The organism is Pseudomonas sp. SJZ079, from assembly GCF_007993865.1.
In the GTDB taxonomy this organism is placed as follows: domain Bacteria; phylum Pseudomonadota; class Gammaproteobacteria; order Pseudomonadales; family Pseudomonadaceae; genus Aquipseudomonas.
The window spans coordinates 79,037-100,163 of sequence record NZ_VIUH01000020.1 but is presented as its reverse complement, the minus strand read 5'-3'; the positions used below and the strand labels follow the sequence as shown (position 1 = coordinate 100,163).

Sequence of the window (21,127 nt, the reverse complement as noted above, 5' to 3'; positions counted from 1 at the left end):
AAAACTGCAAACCTTTCCGGTGGACCGCCACCGCCGATTCAATCCTCGAAAAGTTGCATCGACTTTGTTCGCGTATTAGCGGGACAGAACACTAGCTGATTACAATTTTTCCCGACCCGGGCAACTGCTCCACACAGCGCTCGCCGAGCAGTTGCGAGGGGGCGAAGTAGCCGCCCCGGCCGCTGTAATCGAGTAGATGACGCACCGCCATCAGCGTGCCGTGTACGGTCACGTCGTAGCCGTTGGCGGTCTGCAAACGCGCGGTCTTGAGTTCGCCGGCGGCATTGCGCGCCTCGCCCCACAGCCAGGTGCGCTGCCGTTCGCGACTGGCCTGATCGGGACCCTGCACGCGCCTGCCGAGCAGGCGCTTGAGGCCCTGCTGCACGCGGGTCCCGCTCAGCAACGGACGTAGCGGGTCGAGCAGGCGCATGCCGATGGCCAGCGCAGCGGGCGCAGGAATATAGACCTCGATGTTGCCGATACCGGTGGAGTAGTAAGCCGTCGCGACGTCGCCCCAGGGAATGCTCACCGCGGACTTCTCGCCGCGGCCGAAATTGATCGAGCGGCGCAGGTAGCCCAGCGGCACGTCGGTGATGATCCCGGCGCGGCGTACCTTGCCGCCGAACTTGAGACCTTCCAGCGTGGTTTTCGCGGTGCCCGGCGACAAGCCGCTGGCGCTGTCGAAACCCAGTGCCAGGTGGCTGGCATCCGGCAGCGCTTGGTGCAGGCAGGCGGCCAGGCAATCGCTGGGGATCACGTCGAAGCCGACGCCGGGGCAGACCACCAGGCCCTGTAGGCGGGCCTGCGCGTCACGGGCATGCGCGGCCTCGAACACGGCGATCTCGCCGGTAATGTCGAGGTAGTGGCAGGCACTGGCCAGGCAGGCGTCGAGCATCGGCGCGCTGGTGCTGGAGAAGGGCCCCGCGCAGTGGGCGACCACCGCGACATCGGCCAGCGCCTCGCACGCGCGCTCGTGCTGCTGAATGTCGAAGACCCGGCACTCCAGGCCCAGCAGGCTACCCAACGCATGCACCGCCGCCGGATTGCGCCCGGCCAGTATCGGTGTCAGGCCCTGGCGCTGCGCCTCGGCGGCCAGCAGGTGGCCGGTGTAACCGTTGGCGCCGTAGATCATCCAGTTGTGCGTGGCCATGGTGGACTCCTGTCAGGGCGAGATCGCGCTGGCTAACAGCGTAGTCGCTATCAGCATGGGGAATTTGGTCCATCGGGGGGCTGGCCAAGTGGATTGCCCGGTCGCTGTTCTGGCGTGCAACGACACAGCGACCCATTGCCGGCACTGCTAGAGTGCGCTAACGGCTGAAGCCAACTGGGGGTGGCAATGAAGATTCTGGTAACCGGTGCAAGTGGTTTCATCGGCGGACGGTTCGCCCGCTTTGCCCTGGAACAGGGCCTGGACGTGCGGGTCAACGGCCGGCGTGCCGAGGGGGTGGAGCACCTGGTCAAGCGCGGCGCCGAGTTCGTCCAGGGCGACCTGTCCGACCCGGAACTGGCGCAACGACTCTGTCAGGGCGTCGAGACGGTGGTGCATTGCGCCGGCGCGGTGGGCGTCTGGGGGCGCTACGCGGATTTCCACCAGGCCAACGTGCAGGTCACCGAGAACGTCATCGAGGCTTGTCTCAAGCAGCATGTGCGGCGCTTGCTGCACCTGTCGTCGCCGTCGATCTATTTCGACGGGCACGCACATGTGGCGATCCGCGAAGAGCAGGTACCCAAGCGCTTTTCCGACCATTACGGCAAGACCAAGTACCTGGCCGAGCAGCAGGTGTTCGGCGCCCAGGAGTTCGGTCTGGAGGTCATGGCCTTTCGTCCGCGCTTCGTCACCGGCGCCGGCGATACCAGTATCTTTCCCCGCTTGATCAACATGCAGCGCAAGGGCCGCCTGTCGATCATCGGCAACGGTCTGAACAAGGTCGACTTCACCAGCGTGCAGAATCTCAACGACGCGCTGTTCAGTGGCCTGATGGCGGCCGGACCGGCGCTGGGCAAGGTCTACAACATCAGCAACGGCGCGCCGGTGCCGTTGTGGGATGCGGTCAACTACGTGCTGCGGCAGTTGGACCTGCCGCCGGTGACCCGGCATCTGCCCTATGCCGTGGCTTACAGCGCCGCAGCGCTCAACGAGGGGTTGTGCAAACTGCTGCCGGGCCGTCCCGAACCGACCCTGTTCCGCCTGGGCGTGGCGGTGATGGCCAAGGACTTCTCACTGGATATCAGCCGGGCCCGGCAACTGCTGGATTATGATCCGGCGGTCAGCCTGTGGACGGCACTGGATGAGTTCTGCCAATGGTGGAAAGCTCATCACCCGAGCTGATCGTAGTCAAATGTAGACCCGTTGCCCGCGGTAGATGCGCACCGAACCAGACACCGGTGCGGTTTTTGCCGGATCTGCCAGCAGCGCGACCGATTGCACCACAGGCGCAGGTGCATCGACTGCGAGGCTGAACGGGCTGTCACTGAGTTGGGCGAGGCGCTGTCCCAGCTGCCGGGTTTCCTCGTCGGACGAAGTGAGGCAGGCGCTGAGCATCGCGTTGATCGCGTCGTGCTGGCTCAGGCGGATGTCCACTGCCAACTCGGCGCGCAGGCGGCGGCGCAGGGCCTGCATGCAATCCAAGAGTGCTTTGTTCAGTTCCATGGGCCTTCCCTCGTGGTTGACGTGAGGCCCCGGGAGGGCACCTGGGTGAGGGTTTGCAAAGCCTGTACCAGCTTGCCGAGGCTGGAACTGTGCGGTTCGGCGCGGGTCGATGAGTCCAGGTCGCGCCCTTCATCGGTGCGTATCGCACTGGCTTGGCGCGGCGCTGAAGCACGGCGCGCGAACCGTTATACTGCGCGACATTTAGCTCCCTCGACGTTTTCTTGAAGGTTTATCCATGCGTAACGATGCCCACGACGAACTCGATCATGTGCCCAGCCTGACCACAGACGCGCGTGATCGCGACGATCTCGATGCGGATCACCGCGAGCCGGCGGTGCGTACCCCAGCCTATGGTCGCGGCGCTGCGGTGGCACCGGTCAAAACCGCCAGCAGCGGACCCCTCTGGGCGTTGGTCGGCGCGCTGACCTTTGCCTTAGGCGGTCTGGGCTGGTGGAGCTTTCAGCAAATCAACCTGATGCAGCTGCAGCTGGTCGCGACCCAGGAAAGTTTCGGGCGTATCAGCGAGGAGGCTGCCGGGCGTATCCAGGATATATCCGGCAAGGTGGTCGCCACCGAATCCACCGTCACCAGCGGCAGCGAAGCGCTCAAGCTGCAGGTCAAGCAGTTGGAGAACAAGCTGGCCGAGCTGAGCAAGCAGCAGCAGAACGTCGCCAGCCAGCAGACTGCTCAGGGTAAGTCGATCGAACAAGTGGCGGCCGAACTGAAGACCCAGCAAGGCGCGACCAGCCAGTTCGACGGCCAGCTGAAAAGTCTGAGCAGCGCGCAGGCGGCGTTGAAAAGCGAGCAGGCCTCGCTGAAATCCGCGCAAGCCGACGTGAGCAAGCTCGAAGGGCAACTCAAGAGCCTGAGTGGCGAGGTGGAGGCATTGAAGAAAATCGGCAACCCGAACCAGGCCATCGGGCGCTTGGAACAGGACCTGCTGGTACTCAAGAGCGACCTGGAAAACCGCCCGGCGGCGAAGAGCAATACCGCCGAGTTCGATGCCTTCCGCGCCCAGATGACGCGCAACATCAGCACCCTGCAAGGCCAGGTGCAGAACCTGCAGCAGCAGATCGACGCCCGCTGAGGCTGGCACGTATGAAGAAGCCCGCTCTCAGTGAGCGGGCTTTTTTCTGCGCGTTAGAACAGTGGCGTCTGCGCTTACAGTCGTGGGTAGTCGATATAACCCACGGGGCCGGCGCCATAGAAGGTCTCCGGCTGCGGCTCGTTCAGTGGCGCATCCTCGGCCAGTCGCGCCGGCAGGTCGGGGTTGGCGATGAAGGGGATGCCGAAGGCCACGGCATCGGCTTTGCCGTCTGCCAGCCAGGCGTTGGCCTGGTCCTTGGTGAAGCGCTCGTTGGCGATGAACACGCCGCCGAAGGCTTGCTTGAGGCTGGGCGACAGGCTGTCGTCGGCTTCCTTCTCGCGGGCGCAGATGAAGGCGATGCCGCGCTTGCCCAGTTCACTGGCGACATAGGTGAAGGTTTCGGCGCGGTTGGAGTCGCCCATGTCGTGGGAGTCGGCGCGCGGTGCCAGGTGCACACCGACCCGGCCGGCGCCCCATACGGAGATTGCCGCATCGGTGACTTCCAGCAGCAGGCGCGCACGGTTTTCCAGGGAGCCGCCGTAGCGGTCGGTGCGCTGGTTGGTGCTGTCCTGGAGGAACTGGTCGAGCAGGTAGCCATTGGCACCGTGGATTTCCACGCCGTCGAAACCGGCGGCTTTGGCATTCTCCGCGCCGAGGCGATAGGCCTCGACGATATCGGCGATTTCCTCGGTCTCCAGGGCGCGCGGCACAGAGTGCTCGCGCAGCGGCCGCAATAGGCTGACGTGGCCCTTGGCGGCGATGGCGCTGGGCGCCACCGGCGCTTCGCCGTTCAGGTAGACGGGGTCGGAGATACGCCCGACGTGCCACAGTTGCAGGACGATCTTGCCGCCGTGGCCGTGCACCGCCTTGGTGATATTGCTCCAGCCGCGTACCTGATCGGCGGACCAGATGCCGGGGGTGTCCGGGTAGCCGACGCCCATCGGCGTGACCGCGGTGGCTTCGCTGATGATCAGCCCGGCGGAGGCGCGCTGCACGTAGTACTCGGCCATCAAGGCGTTGGGTACGCGGCCTGCGTCGGCGCGGGTGCGGGTCAGCGGCGCCATGATGATGCGGTTGGCGAGTTGCAGTTCGCCGATGGTGATGGGGTCGAAGAGCGTAGGCATCGGATGATCCTCAGTCGGGGTATGGGGTGCGTGCGAGTTCGGGGTTGGGTTGGCGGTTGCTAGATCCGCTTCGCGTTACAGTTCCTGGCTGATGTGACGCAGGAAGTCCTGGATGCAGTCTTCGTTGCGTTTGAAGAAGTGCCACTGGCCGACTTTCTTGCTGCTCACAAGCCCGGCGCGTTGCAGGGTGGCCAGGTGGGCGGACACCGTCGATTGCGACAGGCCGGTGCGCTGGTCGATCTTGCCGGCACACACGCCAATCTCCAGCGGGTGCTCCTGGTCGGCGAAATAGGCCTGCGGATCTTTCAGCCAGTGCAGGATGTCGCGACGCACCGGGTGGGCCAGGGCTTTGATTACTTCATCGATATCGATGGGCATCTTCAGGGGTTCCAAGGATTGCTGTAGCGCTATATCGCGATGCGGCGAACTCTATATCGGGCCTTGGCGATATACAGTTCGTTTGCGCCGATAGTGCTCATCGACGGCGCTGATAAAAGCCGCTGCCCAATCCGTGCCGACGGGGTAAGCTCCTGCAGATGAACTACCTCGCGCACTTACACCTCGGCGGCAACGCGCCGGCGCAACTGCTCGGCAGCCTGTACGGCGACTTCGTCAAAGGGCCGCTGGCCGGGCTGTGGCCGGCGGATATCGAGGCGGCGATTCGCCTGCACCGACGCATCGATGTCTTTACCGACAGCCATCCGCTGCAGGCCCAGGCCCGGGCGCGCTTTCCCGCCGAGCGGCGGCGCTGCTCGGGGATTCTCCTGGACCTGTTTTTCGACCATTGCCTGGCGCTGCACTGGGCGGACTACGCGGCCGAGCCATTGCCGCAGTTCACCGGGCGGGTCTATCGCGTGCTGGCCGCCGAGCCGAGTCTGCCTGAACGCCTGGCGCTGATCGCGCCACGCATGGCCGCCCAGGACTGGCTGGGCAGCTACCACGATTTCGCCGTGCTGGAACAGGTGATCAATGGCATGGGCCGGCGCCTGTCGCGCCCCGGCCTGCTGGAGGGCAGCCTGATCGAGCTGGAACGCCTGTATGAGCCACTGAGCGCAGACTTTCGCGCCTTCTATCCCGAGCTGCAGCGCTTCGTCGCCCTGCAGCTGGATCAGCAGCGCGGCCTGTCGGGGACAGGCGCCTAGGGTCTGTTGCCGTTTCATTGCGAACCGCGTTGCCGCGAGAAATGGCCCCCGATTAGGCGCGGGACGCAGGTAATGGTCATTCCCTTGCCAAGTCCTGCAACAACAGCGGGGGCCATTTCCCGCGCAACCCGAAGGGCCGGGCCTGTTTTTGCGCGATGCGGAGTTTCTCGTCGCTCATTTGGAACAACCAAACCGCGCTCCTCGTGCCTTGCCTCGCGCAAAAACAAGCTACGGCGCGGCCGCGAATGAAACGGCAACAGACCCTAGGCCGCCTCGACTGCGCTAGCGTCCGCCGCTGTGGTTTCACGGGTGCCAAACAGGGCGGCAGACACGGCTTGCTGCGCCTGTCGCGCCAGCGCGTTGCGATTCAGTGCGGCGCTGGCGATCGGCGGCAGCAGCTGGATCTGCACCTCGGCCACCTCGCTGGCGAGCAGGCGCAGCAGGTGCGAGAGCATGTCGTCATCGCCGATGAAGGGCGCGACCTTGCACGGCTCACCGTCACGCAGGTAACGAATCGCCACCGGCTGCACGGCCACCCCGCTGTCGATTGCGCAGCTTAGCAAGCGGCCGTGGAAGGTACGCAGGACCAGACCATCGGTAGTGGTGCCTTCGGGGAAGATCAACAGGTGCCGGCCTTGCTGCAAGTGACGGCCCAGTTGCTGGTTGAGCAGACCGCTGTCGCCCGCGCCGCGCTGGATGAACAGGGTGCCGGCCTGTTGCGCCAGCCAGCCGGCCACGGGCCAACGGCGCACCTCGGCTTTCGACAGAAACGACAGCGGGGTGAGCATGCCGAGCAGCGGAATATCGGTCCAGGACACATGGTTGCTGAGCCACAGCATCGGCGCCTGTGGCAGCTCGCCGCGTACCCTGAGGCGAAACGGCAGGACGGCGGCGAGGCGGGCGAGAAACCAGCGGCTGATGCGTTGGCGCTGGGCCGGCAACTCATGCCGCAAGAGTTTTTCCAGCAGGCTCACCGTGCCGGCCAGCAGGGTGCCCAGGCCGATCACGGCCAACAAGCGCAGCAGGCGCAGGTACAGGCGTAGGGTTTTCATCGAGCACTCCTCGGCACAAATGCCGGCACTGTCTACACAGTGCCGGCGCTGCATGCAACCAGGATCAGACTGCCGCCTTGAAGTGGCGGGCGTAGCGCGGGCAGAGTTCATCGCGCTTGAGCAGAATGAACACGTCGGCGACCTGGAAGTCCGGGTCCCAGCACGGCTCGCCGCAGATCTTCGCGCCCAGGCGCATGTAAGCCTTGAGCAGGGGCGGCATCTCGGCGATCACGTTACCCGGCACGTCCAGCGCCGGGAGTGGCAGCTTTGGTTCGGCGCGCAGGTGTTCGGTGCACAGGTAGCGCTCCCGCAGGCGCTGCATGATCGCCTGGGCCTGGATGCCGCCATCCTGCATGGGGATGCTGGCGCAGCCCATCAGGTAGCGGTAGCTACCCTGGTTGAGCACTTCGGCCAGCTCGGCCCAGAGCACGGCGATGGTGGCGCCGTTGCGGTAGGCGGGATCGACGCAGGTACGGCCAATCTCCAGCACCGGGCCTTCGAGGTGCGCCAGGCCATGCAGGCTGAACTCTTCTTCGCTGTAGAAGCGACCCAGGCCGGCCGCGGCCTGATGGTCGAGCAAACGGGTGGTGGCGACCAGTTCACCGCTGTTCAGGTCGCGTACGCCGATGTGTTCGCAATGAATGTCGTAGTCATCCACATCCAGGCCCTGCTCGGCACCCTTGAGCTTGGCGTCGAATTCGGCGCTGAACACGCGGTAACGCAGCGCCTGGGCTTCACGCAAGGCCTCGGGGCCGAGCAACCGCTCGGCTTGCAGGCGACGTGGAGCGACGTTGCTGGCGCGGGTGAGGGTGATCTGGGTCATACCTTAATCTCCGTTTGCCGGCGTTTTGCCTTGCGGCCGGTCGATCTTGTTGGGCAAGCTCAGGCTAGGTAGACCCGGTGTCACGACTGTGAACCTTTGGTGATACTTGTATGACAGCGGCTCACTATAAAAACAGCAGAGGAACCTGACATGCCCTGGCAACGCCTGATGCAAACCCGCGACCGCCTGCCCGTCGCCGCCAGCCTGGATGAGTGGTACGCGACCTTGCTCGAGCGTCTGGGCAACCCGCCACCGTTCGAACTGGCCTTGCTCGGCGGGCGCCTGGCGGCGACCCCGGGGCTGGCTTTTCTCGCCGGGTATCAGGGCGCCTTGCGCGTACTCTGGCCATCGGCGCCCTGGTCGCTGGGCGCGCTGTGCGTGACCGAAAACAAGAGCGTGCGCCCGGCGGACATGGGCACCCGCCTGAGTGGCCTGACGCTGAGCGGGCGCAAGGACTACGTCACCGCCGCCGAGGCCGCCGACTGGTTGCTGGTGGCGGCCCGCGAAGAGGCCGCCGAGCAGGCGCCGCGTTTGGCCCTGGGCGTGGTGCGCGCCGGCGCGCCGGGCGTGCGTATCGAGGCGTTGCCGACCTTACCCATGATGCCGGACATCGGTCATGCCCGTCTGCACCTGGCCGATGCCCACTGCCAGCGTCTGGCCGGCGATGGCTGGGATGACTACGTGAAACCGTTTCGCAGCATCGAAGACCTGCACGTGCTGACGGCGCTCAGCGCCTGGTTATCGGCGCTGGGCCAGGAGTCGGCCTGGCCCCAGACCCTGCAGTTGCGCCTGCTGGGCCTGCTGGCGGGCTGCGCGGAGGTCAGCCGGCTGAGCGCTAACAGCCCGGCGACCCATGTGCTGCTGGCCGGACTGTTCGCCCAGTTCGCGGCGCTGAGCGGCGAGCTGGATGCGGCGCTCGACAGCGGACCAGAGGCGTGGGCGGCGCTCTGGCGGCGGGATAAGGGATTGCTCTCGATTGCCGGGCTGGCGCGCAACAAACGCCTGGCCAAGGCCGCGGCGACGCTGGGACTGATGTCCTAGCGGGTCTGCGTCTAGCTGTAGCCTCTGTGCGGGGTTGATCCAGATCAGTAGGCGCCCTGCCCACGTGATGCCAACCCGAGGCTATCCGCACACGCTGACCCAGCTGACGCGTGCGCCGCTGTTTAACGTCATGGGCGGCGTGCTAGGGTGCGGCACTTTTCACGGCTAGAGGCGTTTTTATGTCCATTCCCGTTATGCGTCGGCTGAGTCTGGCGCTTGGTTTGGCGCTGGGTTGCGCCATGGCCCAGGCGGAAAACTGGCCCGCGCAGCAGTGGTCGCAGGCACCTGCCGCGCCCAGCGAGGCGCTCGCCACGCTGGAAGCCTATGCCTTCCCCGCGCGTGACGATGCCAGCCGCACGGGCGTGCGCACCGATGCCTTGCTGGTTATCCGCGACGGTCAGGTGATCTACGAACGCTATGCCGGGCCGACTACGGCCGAGACGGCCCACCTGACCTGGTCGGTGAGCAAGAGCCTGCTCGCCACCATCCTCGGCGTGGCCTATGGCCAAGGGCGCTTCCGGCTCGATGCGCCGGCGGCCCAGTATTACCCGGCATTCGCCGCGCACCCGGGGGTCAAGGTCGGCCACCTGCTCAACTGGGCCTCGGGCCTGGACTGGCAGGAAGATTACGAATACGCACCGCTGCAGTCGTCGGTGGTGGCCATGCTCTACACCCGCGGCCGTAGCGATATGGCCGCCTTCACCGCGCAACACGCGGCCGATGCCGAGCCGGGCGCGCGGTTTCGCTATTCCAGCGGCGACAGCAATGTGCTGTCCGCCGCGTTGAAGGGCATGGTCGGCGCCGAGGCCTACCCGAATTATCCCTGGAGTGCGCTGTTCGAGCCGCTCGGCATCACCTCGGCCGTATGGGAAACCGATGCCAGCGGCACCTTCGTCGGCTCCTCCTATGCCTATATGACTGCCCGCGATCTGGCGCGTGTCGGCTTGCTGATGCAGCGCGATGGCCGGTGGGGCGAGCGGCAATTGCTGCCCCAGGCCTGGGTCGAATTCAACCGCACGGCGTTCGCCAATTACCTGCCGCAGGCGGACAAACCGGGCGATGCGGTACCGGGCGGGCACTGGTGGCTGAACGTCGCCGTGCCAGGCCAGGCCAAGCCCTGGGCGGATGCGCCGGCCGACACCTTCGCCGCCCTCGGTCATTGGGGCCAAGCCCTGTATGTGCTGCCCAGCGAGAAGCTGGTGGTGGTGCGCTACGCCGATGATCGCGACGGCAGCTACCAACACAACCAGTTGCTCAAGCTGGTCCAAGCCGCCTTTGCCCCGCAGGTGCAGCCATGATCCGTCGTCGTCCGTTCACCTCTCTCGTGCTGCTGGGCATGCTCGTGCTGGCCGCTCTGGCCTGGCAGAACCGCAGCCACCTACAAGCGTTTCCGGGGATCATCGGTGCCTACTCGGCCAAGGAGTACTGCTCCTGCCGCTATGTGACGAACAACCCGGCCGAGTACTGCGCGACTTACGTCGAGCAGTACCTGCCGCTCAGTGGCTTTTTCGATGACCCGGCGCATAAGCGGGTCACCGCGCGCGGCCTGGGCAGCAGCCAGACCGCGCAATGGCTGAGCCCGCGTCAGGGCTGTCGGTTGCTGCCGCAGGCCGAGCCGTTGCCGGCGTCTTGATCAGGCTGACAGGCGTCTGAGCGGTGTCGGGCAAGCGCATGATCGCGCCGTGCGCCGATTAGCGCGGGGCAGGGTGGGCAAGGGCCGTCCAGGCGGCTATCGTGGCGGCTGAATGGATATCGACCCCCGAGGACTTATGCATCGGCCCTATACCCTGTTTCCGGCTACTCGCGCGGCGTTGCCGGTCGGCGCCTCTCCTGCGTTCGTCGCGCGTTGATGTCGAAGGCGATCTTTCCTTGGCGTAGCGGCAATCACTTTGCCTTGTTGCGCAGCGGCTCGAGGTTCTTCCCGCGCATGATCGCGGCGATCGCTGCCGCGCAGCAGCAGGTCGAGCTGGAACTCTATCTGGTCGAAAGCGGCGTCTGTGCCGACGCCTTGTTGCAGGCGCTCTGCGCCGCGGCGCAACGCGGTGTCGTGGTGCGCTGCCTGTTCGACGACTACGGCTGTCAGGCGCTGCACGCGCGTGATCGGCAGCGCCTGATCGCCGCCGGTGTACAGCTGCGCTGGTACAACCCGCTGCGCTGGCGCCGTGGCCTGCGCAACCTGTACCGCGACCATCGCAAGCTGTTGATGGTCGACGGCCGAGTGGCGTTCGTCGGCGGCACCGGTGCCACCGATGGCTTCTGGGTCCCGGGTCAGGCCGACAGCGCCTGGCATGAGGTCATGGTGGAAATCAGCGGCCCCCTGGTGACCGACTGGCAGCAGTTGTTCGAGCGCCAATGGCAGGCCTGTCAGGCGCGCTTTGCCTGGCGTCCGGAGCCTGCGCCGGGGCTCCAGCACCTGCCGGTGCCGCCACCCGTGGGGCAGGGGCTGGGCCGGGTGGCCTATGCCAATGCCCAGCAGCACCGCGACATTCTGCAATCCCTGATCCGCGCCCTGCGCGGGGCCAAGCTGCGCATCTGGTTGGCGACGCCGTATTTCCTGCCGACCTGGAAGGTGCGCCGGGCCCTGCGCAAAGCCGCGGCACGCGGGGTCGAAGTGCGTCTGCTGTTGAGCGGCCGGCACACCGACAATTTACCGGTGCGCTTCGCCGGCGAGCGCTATTACCCGAAGCTGCTCAAGGCCGGGGTGCAGATCTTCGAATACCGACCACGTTTGCTGCATTTGAAGATGGTGCTGGTAGACGACTGGGTCAGCGTCGGCTCCTGCAATTTCGATCACTGGAACCTGCGCTTCAACCTCGACGCCAACCTGGAGGCGCTCGACCCGGCACTGACCGCGGCGGTGGTGGCCAGTTTTCAGGAGGACTTCGCCGACAGCGATGAAATCAGCCTGGCGCAATGGCGCGCGCGGCCCTGGTGGCGGCGTGCCCAGCAGCGCGTGTGGGGCTGGTTGGATCGCGTGGTGGTGAACCTGCTCGACCGTCGCCGTTGAGCGACAACGCCACGCGCCTGTGCGCATCTGCTGCTCAGCCCGGTCGCCTGCCGCGCTCGCAAGCTTTTCGGCGTCCGTCTGGTGCTAGTTTTTTCCTGACGTAGTTCTAGGCTATTACCTGTCGACTCACTAGGCGGCGGAAACTCATTGCGTCCTTAACCTGTCAGGAGAACGTCATGGCTGCGAAGAATATTTTGATGCTGGTCGGCGACTACGTCGAAGATTACGAAGTGATGGTGCCGTTCCAGGCCCTGCAGATGGTCGGTCACATCGTGCACGCGGTCTGCCCGGACAAAGTCGCCGGGCAAAGCGTGCGCACCGCCATCCATGATTTCGAGGGCGACCAGACCTACAGCGAAAAGCCCGGGCACAACTTCGTGCTCAACTACGACTTTGCCAAGGTCAAGGCCGATCATTACCACGGGCTGCTGATTCCCGGCGGTCGTGCCCCGGAATACCTGCGCTTGAATGAGCAGGTGCTGGAGCTGGTCAGGGCCTTCGCCAAGGCCGACAAGCCGATTGCCGCGGTCTGCCATGGCGCCCAGCTGTTGGCAGCGGCCGGTGTGCTCGAAGGCCGTGCCTGCAGCGCGTACCCGGCCTGCGCCCCGGAAGTGCGGCTGGCCGGCGGCGAGTACATGGACATCGCCGTGGATCACGCGCATATCCAGGGCAATCTGGTTACCGCCCCGGCCTGGCCGGCGCACCCGATCTGGTTGGCCGGATTCCTCACGTTGCTGGGCACCAAGATCAGCCTGTAAGGCTGATGTTTAACTGTGGCAGCGGGTGTGAGGCGCTCCAATCAGCGACAATTCAGCACTTTTTAGCGGCCGAGGTCGCTGCCACAGAGTCCCATTCGAGAGGCCATGGTTCATGTGCGAACTCTACGTCAAAGCCGACCCGATCCTCTACGAGTCGCGCTCGCGCTCGTTGCGGATTCGCGGCGTGGTCACCACCCTGCGTCTGGAAAACCAGTTCTGGGACATCCTGCGCGAGATCGCCGAAGTCGATGGCATGACCACCAATCAGCTGATCACCAAGCTGTACGAAGAGGTCATCGATTACCGCGGCGAGGTGGTCAACTTCGCCTCCTTCCTGCGCGTCAGCTGCACGCGTTTTCTCGCCCAGCGCCGCGACAAGGTCAGCGAGTTGAGCCTGGTGCCGGGGCGCGCCATGCCCTGAGGGGCAGCCGCTCAAAGGCTATTCAGCACCTTATGCCGCAGTCGGCGTGAGCGGCTGGGCGTAACCAGCAACCCTCGATCTACCACCGCCGATGTCCAGGCAGGCGATGGCCTTTATGGCTGGCCGTTCGCGCGGCTCGCTTTAGCCAGCGTCATCGCTCCGTCCCCATCTGTACCCAGCAAAAAAACACAGGGGAAAACGCCACATGCTTCGCCTGGACTGGCTAAGCAACCATATGCAATGCAGCGACACCCTGGTGGAGTGGCTGCATCGACAGTTCGGCTACGAGTTCGCCGAGCAGCCCCGCCGACTGGCAGCGTGAGTGCGCCGAAGGGCAGGGCAACGGCGACTGGCAGTGCCTGATCGCCCTGGAGAATGGTCAGCTACTCGGCAGCGCCGCACTCGCCAGAAACGACTTGCCCGAGCGCCCGGAGCTGGGCCCCTGGGTTGCCTGCGTCTTCACTACACTGCATGCCAGAGGCCTGGCGGAGCGCCTGATCGAAGGCATCTGCGCCCAGGCAAAGGCCAGCGGCACCGCGCGGTTGTACCTGCACACGCATGATCGCAGCGACTACTACGCGAAGCGCGGATGGCAGGTGCTAGAGAAATTCCAGGCCTGGGGCAAGGAACAGTGGTGATGGTGCGGGAGCTTTGATCCCGCCCGGACTCGCGGGGGAGGGTGCTGCTCGATTACTGAAGCCGATCTGTTGGTCCTGTAATGGCTGATTTTTTGAGGTTTTACCGCCAGCTTTTTAGATGGTTTTCTGCCGTTCGTGAGCGGTAGAAAACGGCTGTGGATTCAACCGGTCGATGCAACATGACAGTCATTATCTCTGAGAGACTGAAAACCTTGCAGCAAGAAAGAGATGGCGGACCAGTGGATTGATCGAACCCAAGACTGAGCTTCACGGCCTCAAAGGGTAGTCCAACAAAGCCTAGAAAGTGTCTAGGCATGTCGGGACGACTCAGGTTGCTGCAAGGCGGTACACGGTCAACCTCCGCCAGCACATGGAGTTTAGGCGAGAGCGAAGTGAACGGTCTGGATCAGCCGTAATACGCCGTTTCGTGACAGCACCGCCTGATCAGGCCTGTCCTTCGTCGATCCTCTCGAAGACCGCCAGGTGCAGGGTGTGCAGCAGCGGCAGGCGGGCGTAATCCTTGACCAGACGATAGCCTGCCAGTTGGAAGTAAATTACAACCTCGGCCAATGACGTCGAATGTTTTTCAGATTTTCGGCCCCCACGCAGCTCACGGATGCGGCGTTTCAGCGAGGTGATGGACAGCGGGCTGAAGTAGGACAGAACGACGTAGCGGTCGGCTACGCGACACAGTTCGCCGATGATCCGTTGGCGGATGCGTGGCTCGGGGAAATGGTGAAACAGGCGGAAGCTGATAAGCGTATCAACGCTGCGGTCGGGCAACGTCAGCTGCTCAAGGTCCTGTTTCTCGACCGAGCAGGGGAATCCCTGAGCAGCCAGGTTGGCCCGGGCAAGCTCCAGCATCGCATCGGACAGGTCGGCGCCGCTGATGGTGTAGCCCTTACCTGCCAAGTGAGCGGTGATGCGCCCGCCGCCGCAGGGGACGTCGAGCACGCGATGGGAGCGCGGGATGTGGGAGAGCGCACGATCAACCAGGCGCATTTCCGCGGCATGTTTGGCTTCCGAACGCTGCTCTTCATAGTTGCGTGCCGTCTGCTGGTTGTACTTGCTGCGTCCGCGGTACAGCTGTTTAACGTGGGTATTCATCGGTTACTGAGTTTCCCTAAGCGAAAAGGTCTCCTTTGCTAGACCGTCCGGCCCCCAACGCTTTGCGCTGGAGGACATGTAGATTTGCGACGGTGGACTCCCTTCCGGCATCCGGCCGGGAGCGCAGGCAATAGTGCGCGACACCTTGGGATAGCTGCAGTATCGGCGGTCATCGATCAAGAACCCGTGAAGAAAGGCGGCGGTGTTTGTTGACGGACCGACTTGGCATCGGGCGTTAAGGTCTAGCCCCTGAAACATAGCCACCGCCCCTTACTACGAGAGATAGAAACACGGCGGTGTTTAGGGCTATGGCTAAGGCAAACCCATCATTGCCGCTGGAATTCCGAGGCAGAGCTACCACGCGCGTGAGCGCCTGGAGTCGCCCCCCAGTACTAGGTGGGGAACTGCAGTGTGAAGCGGCTACCCCCACTGGGGACCGGATCATGACGAACCGTCCAGCCAAGATGCTCGGTCACTCGTTTGACGATAGACAGACCCAGCCCAGACCCATTGCTGCAAGCCTCACTGCCGCGAACGAACCGATCGAACAGAAGGGCGCGAACGGCTTCAGGTAAGCCAGTGCCACTGTCCTCCACCACAATTTGAGCTGCATTCAGATGGACGGTGATGACACCTTGCTCGGTGTGCTGGCAGGCATTGCGTATCAAATTGCTCAGCGCAATGGCGACCAACTCCGGAACGGCCTGGACTGAAACGTCCTCGGCAGCAGCGAATTTGAGCGTCAGGTTTTTTCCGCGAAGCAATGGCTGGCAGCGCTCCAGCTCATGCTCAATCAAGGGACGCAGGGCGACCAGAGTGCGATCCGTGTTCTCCGGCGCCCTGGCCAACTGCAATAGGGCTCCGACCTGTTGTGCGGTATCCGCGGCGTTACGTCTGATGCGCTCGGTCATGACCAGCAGATCAGGGCGATCCCGTAAGCGGCTGGTCAGGACTTCGGCCGCGCCGAGCATGATGGTCAGCGGGGTTCTAAGCTCATGACTGACGTCCGCGGTGAACCAGCGCTCGCGCTGCAGCGCCAGGCTCAACTGATTGGTGCGATCATCGATAGCCCGTGCTAGCACACCAATTTCGTCGGTGGCATCGAGGCCAGGCAGGATTTCTGTCTGGCGTTCGTCTTGAACCGCACTGGCCAAATTAGTGAGAGGCAGGATTACTCGGCTTGCACTGGCTCGCCCAATCAGGACGGCCAAGGCAATGCCCCCTAAAAAAGCGATGCCCAAGGCAATGTAGGACGATGACTCGATGGACTCGAAGTCGCTTTGGTCATCCACAATGGCATAACGTTGGCCACTATCCGCTCCGATCAGTACATGCAAACCACGGCCTTGCAGACGCAGTTCATGCGTGCCTAACGTCAGCTGTTGCATGGCTTGAGGGATGCGCTTGTCCACGAAGAAACTGAGATCGCTAATTGGTGGCTGAACCGAGCGATATGGACTCGCAGCCCATAGTTCAGCTGCGCGAGCAAGGCGTTCGTCGATGAGTTCGTTTTCGATTTGCGCAACAACGAAGAACGCTGAGCCGGCGAACACACCTCCGATAACTACCGCAAGCAACACATAGGCGGCGATCATGCGCCCGCGTAAGGAGTTATTGGGATGCATCGCCGTCGACCAGACGATAGCCAATGCCAGGCACGGTGAGTAGCATCGGAGGGGACGCGGGGAAAGACTTGTCGAGAGCCTGTCTGAGCGTGTGAATGTGGCTGCGAAGAGCATCACTGAGCGGCAGCGCATCCTTCCAGACTTCTTGCTCCAACTCCTCGCGTGTCACCAGCCGTGGCGCCGCCCGCAGCAGGGCGGCCAGTAGTTTATAACCAATCGGGGTGATTTCGAGCCGTTGCCCCGCACGCTTGACTTCGAATATTCCGGTGTCGAATTCTAACTCGCCAAAACGCAACACCTGATCAGCCATGGATGGCGTGGCTCGTCTGACCAGTGCATCCAGCCGGGCTTCCAGTTCGATCAGCGAGTAAGGTTTGACCAAGTAATCATCTGCCCCAGCCCGCAGCCCTGTCACCTTGTCGTTGACGGTATCGCGCGCAGTGAGCATCAGTACCGGAGTTTTGCAGTGCAGCTCTTCGCGCAGGCGCCGGCACACCTCCAAACCATCGAGGCCTGGTAGCATGCCATCCAGCACGATGACATCAAACCGCTGCTCAGCCACCCTGGTCAGCCCCGCATGCCCGGTGCGCGCATTATCGAGTTGATGCCCGAGCGGCTCAAAGTATTCGTAGAGGTTGGCTACGATGTCCGGATTGTCTTCGATGATTAGGATGCGCAAGGTCGTGTTCAACTTAGCTGTTTCCTGACTGTCTCTGCCGAACAGGGTCGTCGGCGAGCGTTTGCGGTATCGATTGGCGGCTGCCGGCGAGAATGATCCCGGTAGCCTTGGATGTCGTTTTTAGGGCAATTTGTGGCATGCCGCATGGGTGGCGCATTCGAGCCTGCGAGGCTAGCTCGACGTCTCATCCAATGATTGCTCTCCGCACAGGTAGGCCGATCATCGGCCCAGGCATTCCAGCAAACCGGCCACTCTCGCCTACAGCTGGCCACCTGTCGTGGGCGATGAAGTCCGAAGCGATCGAGCGCGTTACGGACGAAACGCCAAGGCAGCCCATACTCCCGCCAGTACAGCCAGCCAGACCATTACTATCAGCACTGCCACAATCCTATTAACCGGCCGCGGCGTCTGGCTTTTCTCCCATTCACTTGCGCGTAGTCGAGCCTCTTCAAGGATCTCAATCGGCATCATCCGCATGGCCAGCAGAATGCCGAGCGGCAGAATGATTACGTCATCCAGATAACCCAATATCGGGATGAAGTCTGGAATCAGGTCGATCGGACTCAGGGCATAAGCCACCACGCAGATCGCAATCCACTTGGGCAACCGGGGTGTCTCGGGGTGTCGGTAACTAAACCACAGCACCATGATCTGGCGTTTCAGCTCTCTGGCCCAGACACGCAATTGATTGAGCAGATTTTTCATTCAGTAACCGTCCGAGCCTGAGTCAAGGTGCCTACGAATATCCGCGAGGCTATTACGCCAAAAGCCGAACAGGGGAGAAACCGCTTTTCACTGAACGCCCCCTGCGACACTGGAAATGTGCTTGGACGCAGGGTGCCGGTGCTCATGGCCAGCGTCGCAGTTATGCAAATTTGTGGCTCACTCGCTTTATTCATCGCCATGCACTATTGAGCGGAAGCACTCTTGCCGCACTTGGGCTCCATGGTGAAAGTACGGGAAACATCCACCGCCCCCAGGTTCTCCAGGGTGCGCCGCCCGATGAGTACCGGGTAGAGCATCTTTCCGCGATTTTTCAACGAAAACTGCTCGTTATAGACCTTATCACCAATGCACATCTTCATCAGCACGACCGGTCGGCGCTCGGCGCCGCCGGCACCCCGTACCTTAATGTTGCGCTCTACCCGACGCTCGAATGGGACGCTTTCAAGTTTGCCGGTATCACTGTCCTTTAGTTCGACATTGAAGCGCACCCACTTTTCATTGTTCTTCTCGAACCGCTCCAGGTCTTTAGCGTCCATTGAGGAGGTCAGCGCTCCTGTATCGAGCTTGATTTTCACTGAAATGTTTTCAGGCAGGAGCAAGCCTTCCTCGACCCAGCCAAACACCTTGGGCTGGCTATTGCTCGCGGAAAAAGCAGGTGATGTCACCATGAGAGCGCAAACAGCCGCAGTGAGCCACTGAAGAGTTGAACGTGCCATATCGGGTTCCTCGGAGATGTGATGGCGAGACTGTGCCCGAGCGCTCGTCAAGAACCCGTTAAGGCGATGAACCGGTGATTCACCTGCAGTACCGCACTTGCTTTGCTGAAGGGCGCCAGAGCAGCAGGTATTAGGGTTCATCCTGGGGCTGCTTCCGCAGCGGTGAGCTGTCACTTTGGTTGGCGCTCTGCTCATTTTCTTACCCACCTTGCGCCCGACACGAACCACGTCCTTTATCCAGCTCAGTCGACACGCTGGTGGCTTCAGGTTGAACACGCTAAAGCGTTGGGTACTCCGACACACGCGACAACGCTTTCTTCACGACGCATCAGGCATGGTTTGCGCGAGTGTCACTCGCCATGGAAAAACACCCCCCGATGATTATTTTTAAGTTGCGATGGCGTCCGCTCCTGACTTTGCTCGGAGTTCTAGTGGCCAGTGCTTTGGCTTACCCAGCCTGGCACCATCTGTACCCGGTCACTGCTGCGAAAGGCTGGGACTATAAAGTCTTCCTTCTAGGTATACCCAAGGTCAGTGCCCTAGCGCTTGATGCGCAGGGTGCTCTGTTCGTCAGTCAGGAGTTTCCGGAGCCCTTGGGCAAAATTTTGCTCATGCAGGCTGACGGCAGCAGTACCGAGGTGCTGGAGGGATTGTCCAAGCCGGACGGTCATGTGGTATTCCGGGGCGGGTTGGTGACGGGCCAGGAAGACGGGCTTCAGCCGGTACTCTGGCTGCGCGACGGCCAACGTGAAGTGTTGTTCGAGGCTGACAGCATCGAAGGGATCGCCACCGATGGCCACTCGTTGTTCGCCATCGAAGACAAACCACAAGGGCGGTTGCTGCGTTACGATCCTGAGACCCGGCAACTCAGCGTCCTACGCGATGGTTTGGACGAGGGTGAAGGTGTCAGCGTTTGCCCCGACGGGCGGCTTTTCTATACCGAAAAAGCCAAGGGTTGGGTCAAGCAATGGCAACCCGTAGGCGCAGACAAGCTTGTCGTCGAGGGTCTTAACGCGCCGGGCTACGTGCAATGCACGAGAGATGGCCTATGGATTACGGAAGATGCCACCCATATGGCGCGCTTGCTGTTGCTCGACTCAACAGGTCATCTCCAGGTGATTCTCCAGCACCTGCGTGCGGCGCAAACCATCATCCCCCTCGGCTCTGGTAGCTATTTGCTCGCTGAGCAGGGACGCAGCCGCATTCTTGAAATCAGCCGCCAACCAAATGGATCGTGAACTGCATAACCACCGTGTATGCCCAGGGCCGTAAGCCGTCATCTTGCTGAAACCATCGGTGCCCAGGCTCCGGTGTGCCAGACAGGTACCTTGCAAGCCCACGCCCGCAGGCTGCCAAAAGGGATAGCGAAGCCCTCTGACATTTCTCTTGATAGCTCCAGAACTCATAGCAAATACAGGAAAACTCACAGGTGCAACGCGTTGTTGAAACTCAGGCTATTACCGCCCCAAAGCCTTCCATGAGCCGCAGGACCAAGCTGTGGATTCTGGGTTTGTCTCTCATCGGCAGCATCAGCTTCGCGGTGTCTGAATTCCATCATTGGGACGAAAGACTCTTTTTTGACCTGAAGAGCCAGCTGAATGCCGCCGCGTGGAAAGATAAAAGCATCTGACTGCCGGACTACAAGGTTTATATCGATGCCAAACCAGTCAAGGGCATTGAGCAAAATCTCTCCGCAATCGTCTATGACTATGACCAAGATCGTCTGTTGGGTGTTATCAACGGGGGCCCCACGGAACTCGTTGCCCTGAACAAAACTGGTGATGTCACCGAAAGATATCCTCTGGATGGTTTTGGTGATATCGAAGGGCTCGCCTACATGGGGGGCAGCCGAGTAGTGGTTGTCGACGAGCGCACGCAAGAGCTGAGTTTCTTCAATCTCCCGGAAGCATCACAGACCATCCACCATGCGGATGCGCAGTACCTGTCTCTGGGTATCAACCTGAATGGCAATAAGGGCTTCGAAGGTATCACCTACGATGCTGCTAATGATCGATTGTTCATGGTCAAGGAACGGAATCCAAGGCAGCTTTATGAGATTTCCGGGGTAGGGGCCAGTCTTGGGCAGAGGATGCAAATCAAGATTCTTGATTTGACCTCTTGGATCGACGACAAGGTGTTCGCCACCGATCTTTCGGACATCTACTTTGACCCAAAAACCAAACATCTGGTGATTCTGAGCGATGAGTCGAAATTGCTCGTGGAGATGACTGATGAAGGGGAACTGGTCAGCTTCCGTAATTTCGTCGGCTTGCTGAGTGACCTGAAAGAGTCAGCCCCACAGCCAGAAGGGGTAACCCTGGACAATGAGGGAAATCTCTATGTTGTCAGCGAGCCAAATTTGTTCTACGCCTTCCGCAAGGTGAGTCGGCCCTAGTTTTGTAGGCGCTTCTGAGTGCCCGCAATGGGTCGATTCTGTAGAAAAAGTCGGTGCTGTTCGCTTCGCTTGTCTGGAGCCGCCCCAACGTCCAATCTGGGCGTCGATACGTGAAATTCAGGGCGATCAATGTCCA

At 62.2% G+C, this 21,127-nt stretch carries 23 protein-coding genes and 1 pseudogene; 12 read left to right on the top strand and 12 right to left on the bottom strand.

What is annotated here, in order from left to right; translation table 11 throughout:
- Nucleotides 1–91: 91 nt before the first annotated feature.
- A complete protein-coding gene (locus FBY03_RS17335) occupies nucleotides 92–1,150 on the bottom strand; it encodes a trans-acting enoyl reductase family protein (protein ID WP_147173608.1) in 1,059 nt (352 codons plus the stop codon).
- 186 nt (nucleotides 1,151–1,336) lie between these two features.
- On the opposite strand from FBY03_RS17335, the gene FBY03_RS17330 reads away from it, so the two are divergent.
- Nucleotides 1,337–2,329 carry an NAD(P)-dependent oxidoreductase gene (locus FBY03_RS17330; RefSeq protein ID WP_147173607.1) on the top strand — a complete coding sequence of 331 codons (993 nt, stop codon included), beginning with the start codon at nucleotides 1,337–1,339 and terminating at the stop codon, nucleotides 2,327–2,329.
- 6 nt (nucleotides 2,330–2,335) lie between these two features.
- Here FBY03_RS17330 and FBY03_RS17325 read toward each other — a convergent pair whose 3' ends face one another.
- The gene (locus FBY03_RS17325; RefSeq protein WP_147173606.1) at nucleotides 2,336–2,650 is read right to left on the bottom strand and encodes a hypothetical protein; all 315 of its coding nucleotides are present in this window, start codon (nucleotides 2,648–2,650) and stop codon (nucleotides 2,336–2,338) included.
- Nucleotides 2,651–2,885: 235 nt separating this feature from the next.
- Between FBY03_RS17325 and FBY03_RS17320 the strand changes: the two genes are divergently transcribed.
- Entirely contained in the window at nucleotides 2,886–3,737 is an 852-nt protein-coding gene (locus FBY03_RS17320) for an ATPase (RefSeq protein WP_147173605.1), read from the top strand.
- Between the two features lie 74 nt (nucleotides 3,738–3,811).
- Here the strand turns inward: FBY03_RS17320 and FBY03_RS17315 are convergent, their stop codons facing one another.
- Nucleotides 3,812–4,861, bottom strand: coding sequence for an alkene reductase (locus FBY03_RS17315; protein ID WP_147173604.1), 1,050 nt, complete (start codon nucleotides 4,859–4,861; stop codon nucleotides 3,812–3,814).
- Between the two features lie 75 nt (nucleotides 4,862–4,936).
- On the bottom strand, nucleotides 4,937–5,239 hold the full coding sequence (locus tag FBY03_RS17310) for a helix-turn-helix transcriptional regulator (protein ID WP_147173603.1): 303 nt from the start codon (nucleotides 5,237–5,239) through the stop codon (nucleotides 4,937–4,939).
- 158 nt (nucleotides 5,240–5,397) lie between these two features.
- Here FBY03_RS17310 and FBY03_RS17305 point away from each other — a divergent pair, with 158 nt between their 5' ends.
- The gene (locus FBY03_RS17305; protein ID WP_147173602.1) at nucleotides 5,398–6,003 is read left to right on the top strand and encodes an ACP phosphodiesterase; all 606 of its coding nucleotides are present in this window, start codon (nucleotides 5,398–5,400) and stop codon (nucleotides 6,001–6,003) included.
- Between the two features lie 263 nt (nucleotides 6,004–6,266).
- Here the strand turns inward: FBY03_RS17305 and FBY03_RS17300 are convergent, their stop codons facing one another.
- Nucleotides 6,267–7,055: a 1-acyl-sn-glycerol-3-phosphate acyltransferase gene (locus FBY03_RS17300; RefSeq protein ID WP_147173601.1), complete on the bottom strand. Its 789-nt coding sequence runs from the start codon at nucleotides 7,053–7,055 to the stop codon at nucleotides 6,267–6,269.
- A 64-nt stretch (nucleotides 7,056–7,119) separates the two neighbouring features.
- Nucleotides 7,120–7,878: an L-ornithine N(alpha)-acyltransferase gene (gene olsB, locus FBY03_RS17295; RefSeq protein WP_147173600.1), complete on the bottom strand. Its 759-nt coding sequence runs from the start codon at nucleotides 7,876–7,878 to the stop codon at nucleotides 7,120–7,122.
- A 150-nt stretch (nucleotides 7,879–8,028) separates the two neighbouring features.
- On the opposite strand from olsB, the gene FBY03_RS17290 reads away from it, so the two are divergent.
- The 7 genes and pseudogenes from FBY03_RS17290 (at nucleotide 8,029) to FBY03_RS17260 (ending at nucleotide 13,743) form a co-directional block, all read left to right on the top strand.
- On the top strand, nucleotides 8,029–8,919 hold the full coding sequence (locus FBY03_RS17290) for an acyl-CoA dehydrogenase family protein (RefSeq protein ID WP_147173599.1): 891 nt from the start codon (nucleotides 8,029–8,031) through the stop codon (nucleotides 8,917–8,919).
- Nucleotides 8,920–9,098: 179 nt separating this feature from the next.
- On the top strand, nucleotides 9,099–10,217 hold the full coding sequence (locus tag FBY03_RS17285) for a serine hydrolase (RefSeq protein WP_147173598.1): 1,119 nt from the start codon (nucleotides 9,099–9,101) through the stop codon (nucleotides 10,215–10,217).
- Nucleotides 10,214–10,552, top strand: a complete 339-nt coding sequence (locus FBY03_RS17280) for an amidase (RefSeq protein WP_147173597.1) — start codon at nucleotides 10,214–10,216, stop codon at nucleotides 10,550–10,552. Before FBY03_RS17285 ends, FBY03_RS17280 begins: the two co-directional genes overlap by 4 nt.
- Before the next feature lie 216 nt (nucleotides 10,553–10,768).
- A complete protein-coding gene (locus FBY03_RS17275) occupies nucleotides 10,769–11,926 on the top strand; it encodes a phosphatidylserine/phosphatidylglycerophosphate/cardiolipin synthase family protein (protein ID WP_147173596.1) in 1,158 nt (385 codons plus the stop codon).
- Between the two features lie 176 nt (nucleotides 11,927–12,102).
- Entirely contained in the window at nucleotides 12,103–12,684 is a 582-nt protein-coding gene (locus FBY03_RS17270) for a DJ-1/PfpI family protein (RefSeq protein WP_147173595.1), read from the top strand.
- A 112-nt stretch (nucleotides 12,685–12,796) separates the two neighbouring features.
- Complete coding sequence (locus FBY03_RS17265) at nucleotides 12,797–13,105, top strand: ribbon-helix-helix domain-containing protein (protein ID WP_147173594.1); 309 nt, start codon at nucleotides 12,797–12,799, stop codon at nucleotides 13,103–13,105.
- A gap of 205 nt (nucleotides 13,106–13,310) precedes the next feature.
- A pseudogene (locus FBY03_RS17260) lies at nucleotides 13,311–13,743 on the top strand (GNAT family N-acetyltransferase).
- 444 nt (nucleotides 13,744–14,187) lie between these two features.
- Here FBY03_RS17260 and FBY03_RS17255 read toward each other — a convergent pair.
- The 5 genes from FBY03_RS17255 to FBY03_RS17235 all read right to left on the bottom strand — a co-directional run bounded on the left by FBY03_RS17255 (nucleotide 14,188) and on the right by FBY03_RS17235 (nucleotide 18,596).
- A complete protein-coding gene (locus FBY03_RS17255) occupies nucleotides 14,188–14,850 on the bottom strand; it encodes a class I SAM-dependent methyltransferase (protein WP_147173593.1) in 663 nt (220 codons plus the stop codon).
- A 392-nt stretch (nucleotides 14,851–15,242) separates the two neighbouring features.
- The gene (locus FBY03_RS17250; protein WP_178090685.1) at nucleotides 15,243–16,445 is read right to left on the bottom strand and encodes a HAMP domain-containing sensor histidine kinase; all 1,203 of its coding nucleotides are present in this window, start codon (nucleotides 16,443–16,445) and stop codon (nucleotides 15,243–15,245) included.
- Between the two features lie 16 nt (nucleotides 16,446–16,461).
- Nucleotides 16,462–17,154 carry a response regulator transcription factor gene (locus FBY03_RS17245; RefSeq protein ID WP_147173612.1) on the bottom strand — a complete coding sequence of 231 codons (693 nt, stop codon included), beginning with the start codon at nucleotides 17,152–17,154 and terminating at the stop codon, nucleotides 16,462–16,464.
- Nucleotides 17,155–17,463: 309 nt separating this feature from the next.
- A complete protein-coding gene (locus FBY03_RS17240; protein ID WP_147173591.1) occupies nucleotides 17,464–17,859 on the bottom strand; it encodes a YkvA family protein in 396 nt (131 codons plus the stop codon).
- 203 nt (nucleotides 17,860–18,062) lie between these two features.
- Complete coding sequence (locus FBY03_RS17235) at nucleotides 18,063–18,596, bottom strand: ATP-dependent zinc protease (protein ID WP_147173590.1); 534 nt, start codon at nucleotides 18,594–18,596, stop codon at nucleotides 18,063–18,065.
- 359 nt (nucleotides 18,597–18,955) lie between these two features.
- Between FBY03_RS17235 and FBY03_RS17230 the strand changes: the two genes are divergently transcribed.
- The gene (locus FBY03_RS17230) at nucleotides 18,956–19,834 is read left to right on the top strand and encodes a hypothetical protein (RefSeq protein ID WP_256677961.1); all 879 of its coding nucleotides are present in this window, start codon (nucleotides 18,956–18,958) and stop codon (nucleotides 19,832–19,834) included.
- Between the two features lie 185 nt (nucleotides 19,835–20,019).
- On the opposite strand, the gene FBY03_RS23320 is transcribed toward FBY03_RS17230, so the two are convergent.
- Complete coding sequence (locus FBY03_RS23320) at nucleotides 20,020–20,280, bottom strand: hypothetical protein (RefSeq protein WP_256677960.1); 261 nt, start codon at nucleotides 20,278–20,280, stop codon at nucleotides 20,020–20,022.
- Between FBY03_RS23320 and FBY03_RS17225 the strand changes: the two genes are divergently transcribed.
- On the top strand, nucleotides 20,227–20,991 hold the full coding sequence (locus FBY03_RS17225) for an SdiA-regulated domain-containing protein (protein ID WP_306102484.1): 765 nt from the start codon (nucleotides 20,227–20,229) through the stop codon (nucleotides 20,989–20,991). The two genes, FBY03_RS23320 and FBY03_RS17225, sit on opposite strands and share 54 nt — an antisense overlap.
- Nucleotides 20,992–21,127 lie beyond the last annotated feature (136 nt).

Excerpts from the sequence above, each read along its gene's own strand:
- FBY03_RS17335 (WP_147173608.1), bottom strand. The coding sequence starts at position 1,150 with ATGGCCACGCACAACTGGATGATCTACGGCGCCAACGGTTACACCGGC.
- FBY03_RS17330 (WP_147173607.1), top strand. The coding sequence starts at position 1,337 with ATGAAGATTCTGGTAACCGGTGCAAGTGGTTTCATCGGCGGACGGTTC.
- FBY03_RS17325 (WP_147173606.1), bottom strand. The coding sequence starts at position 2,650 with ATGGAACTGAACAAAGCACTCTTGGATTGCATGCAGGCCCTGCGCCGC.
- FBY03_RS17320 (WP_147173605.1), top strand. The coding sequence starts at position 2,886 with ATGCGTAACGATGCCCACGACGAACTCGATCATGTGCCCAGCCTGACC.
- FBY03_RS17315 (WP_147173604.1), bottom strand. The coding sequence starts at position 4,861 with ATGCCTACGCTCTTCGACCCCATCACCATCGGCGAACTGCAACTCGCC.
- FBY03_RS17310 (WP_147173603.1), bottom strand. The coding sequence starts at position 5,239 with ATGCCCATCGATATCGATGAAGTAATCAAAGCCCTGGCCCACCCGGTG.
- FBY03_RS17305 (WP_147173602.1), top strand. The coding sequence starts at position 5,398 with ATGAACTACCTCGCGCACTTACACCTCGGCGGCAACGCGCCGGCGCAA.
- FBY03_RS17300 (WP_147173601.1), bottom strand. The coding sequence starts at position 7,055 with ATGAAAACCCTACGCCTGTACCTGCGCCTGCTGCGCTTGTTGGCCGTG.
- olsB (WP_147173600.1), bottom strand. The coding sequence starts at position 7,878 with ATGACCCAGATCACCCTCACCCGCGCCAGCAACGTCGCTCCACGTCGC.
- FBY03_RS17290 (WP_147173599.1), top strand. The coding sequence starts at position 8,029 with ATGCCCTGGCAACGCCTGATGCAAACCCGCGACCGCCTGCCCGTCGCC.
- FBY03_RS17285 (WP_147173598.1), top strand. The coding sequence starts at position 9,099 with ATGTCCATTCCCGTTATGCGTCGGCTGAGTCTGGCGCTTGGTTTGGCG.
- FBY03_RS17280 (WP_147173597.1), top strand. The coding sequence starts at position 10,214 with ATGATCCGTCGTCGTCCGTTCACCTCTCTCGTGCTGCTGGGCATGCTC.
- FBY03_RS17275 (WP_147173596.1), top strand. The coding sequence starts at position 10,769 with ATGTCGAAGGCGATCTTTCCTTGGCGTAGCGGCAATCACTTTGCCTTG.
- FBY03_RS17270 (WP_147173595.1), top strand. The coding sequence starts at position 12,103 with ATGGCTGCGAAGAATATTTTGATGCTGGTCGGCGACTACGTCGAAGAT.
- FBY03_RS17265 (WP_147173594.1), top strand. The coding sequence starts at position 12,797 with ATGTGCGAACTCTACGTCAAAGCCGACCCGATCCTCTACGAGTCGCGC.
- FBY03_RS17255 (WP_147173593.1), bottom strand. The coding sequence starts at position 14,850 with ATGAATACCCACGTTAAACAGCTGTACCGCGGACGCAGCAAGTACAAC.
- FBY03_RS17250 (WP_178090685.1), bottom strand. The coding sequence starts at position 16,445 with ATGATCGCCGCCTATGTGTTGCTTGCGGTAGTTATCGGAGGTGTGTTC.
- FBY03_RS17240 (WP_147173591.1), bottom strand. The coding sequence starts at position 17,859 with ATGAAAAATCTGCTCAATCAATTGCGTGTCTGGGCCAGAGAGCTGAAA.
- FBY03_RS17235 (WP_147173590.1), bottom strand. The coding sequence starts at position 18,596 with ATGGCACGTTCAACTCTTCAGTGGCTCACTGCGGCTGTTTGCGCTCTC.
- FBY03_RS17230 (WP_256677961.1), top strand. The coding sequence starts at position 18,956 with ATGGAAAAACACCCCCCGATGATTATTTTTAAGTTGCGATGGCGTCCG.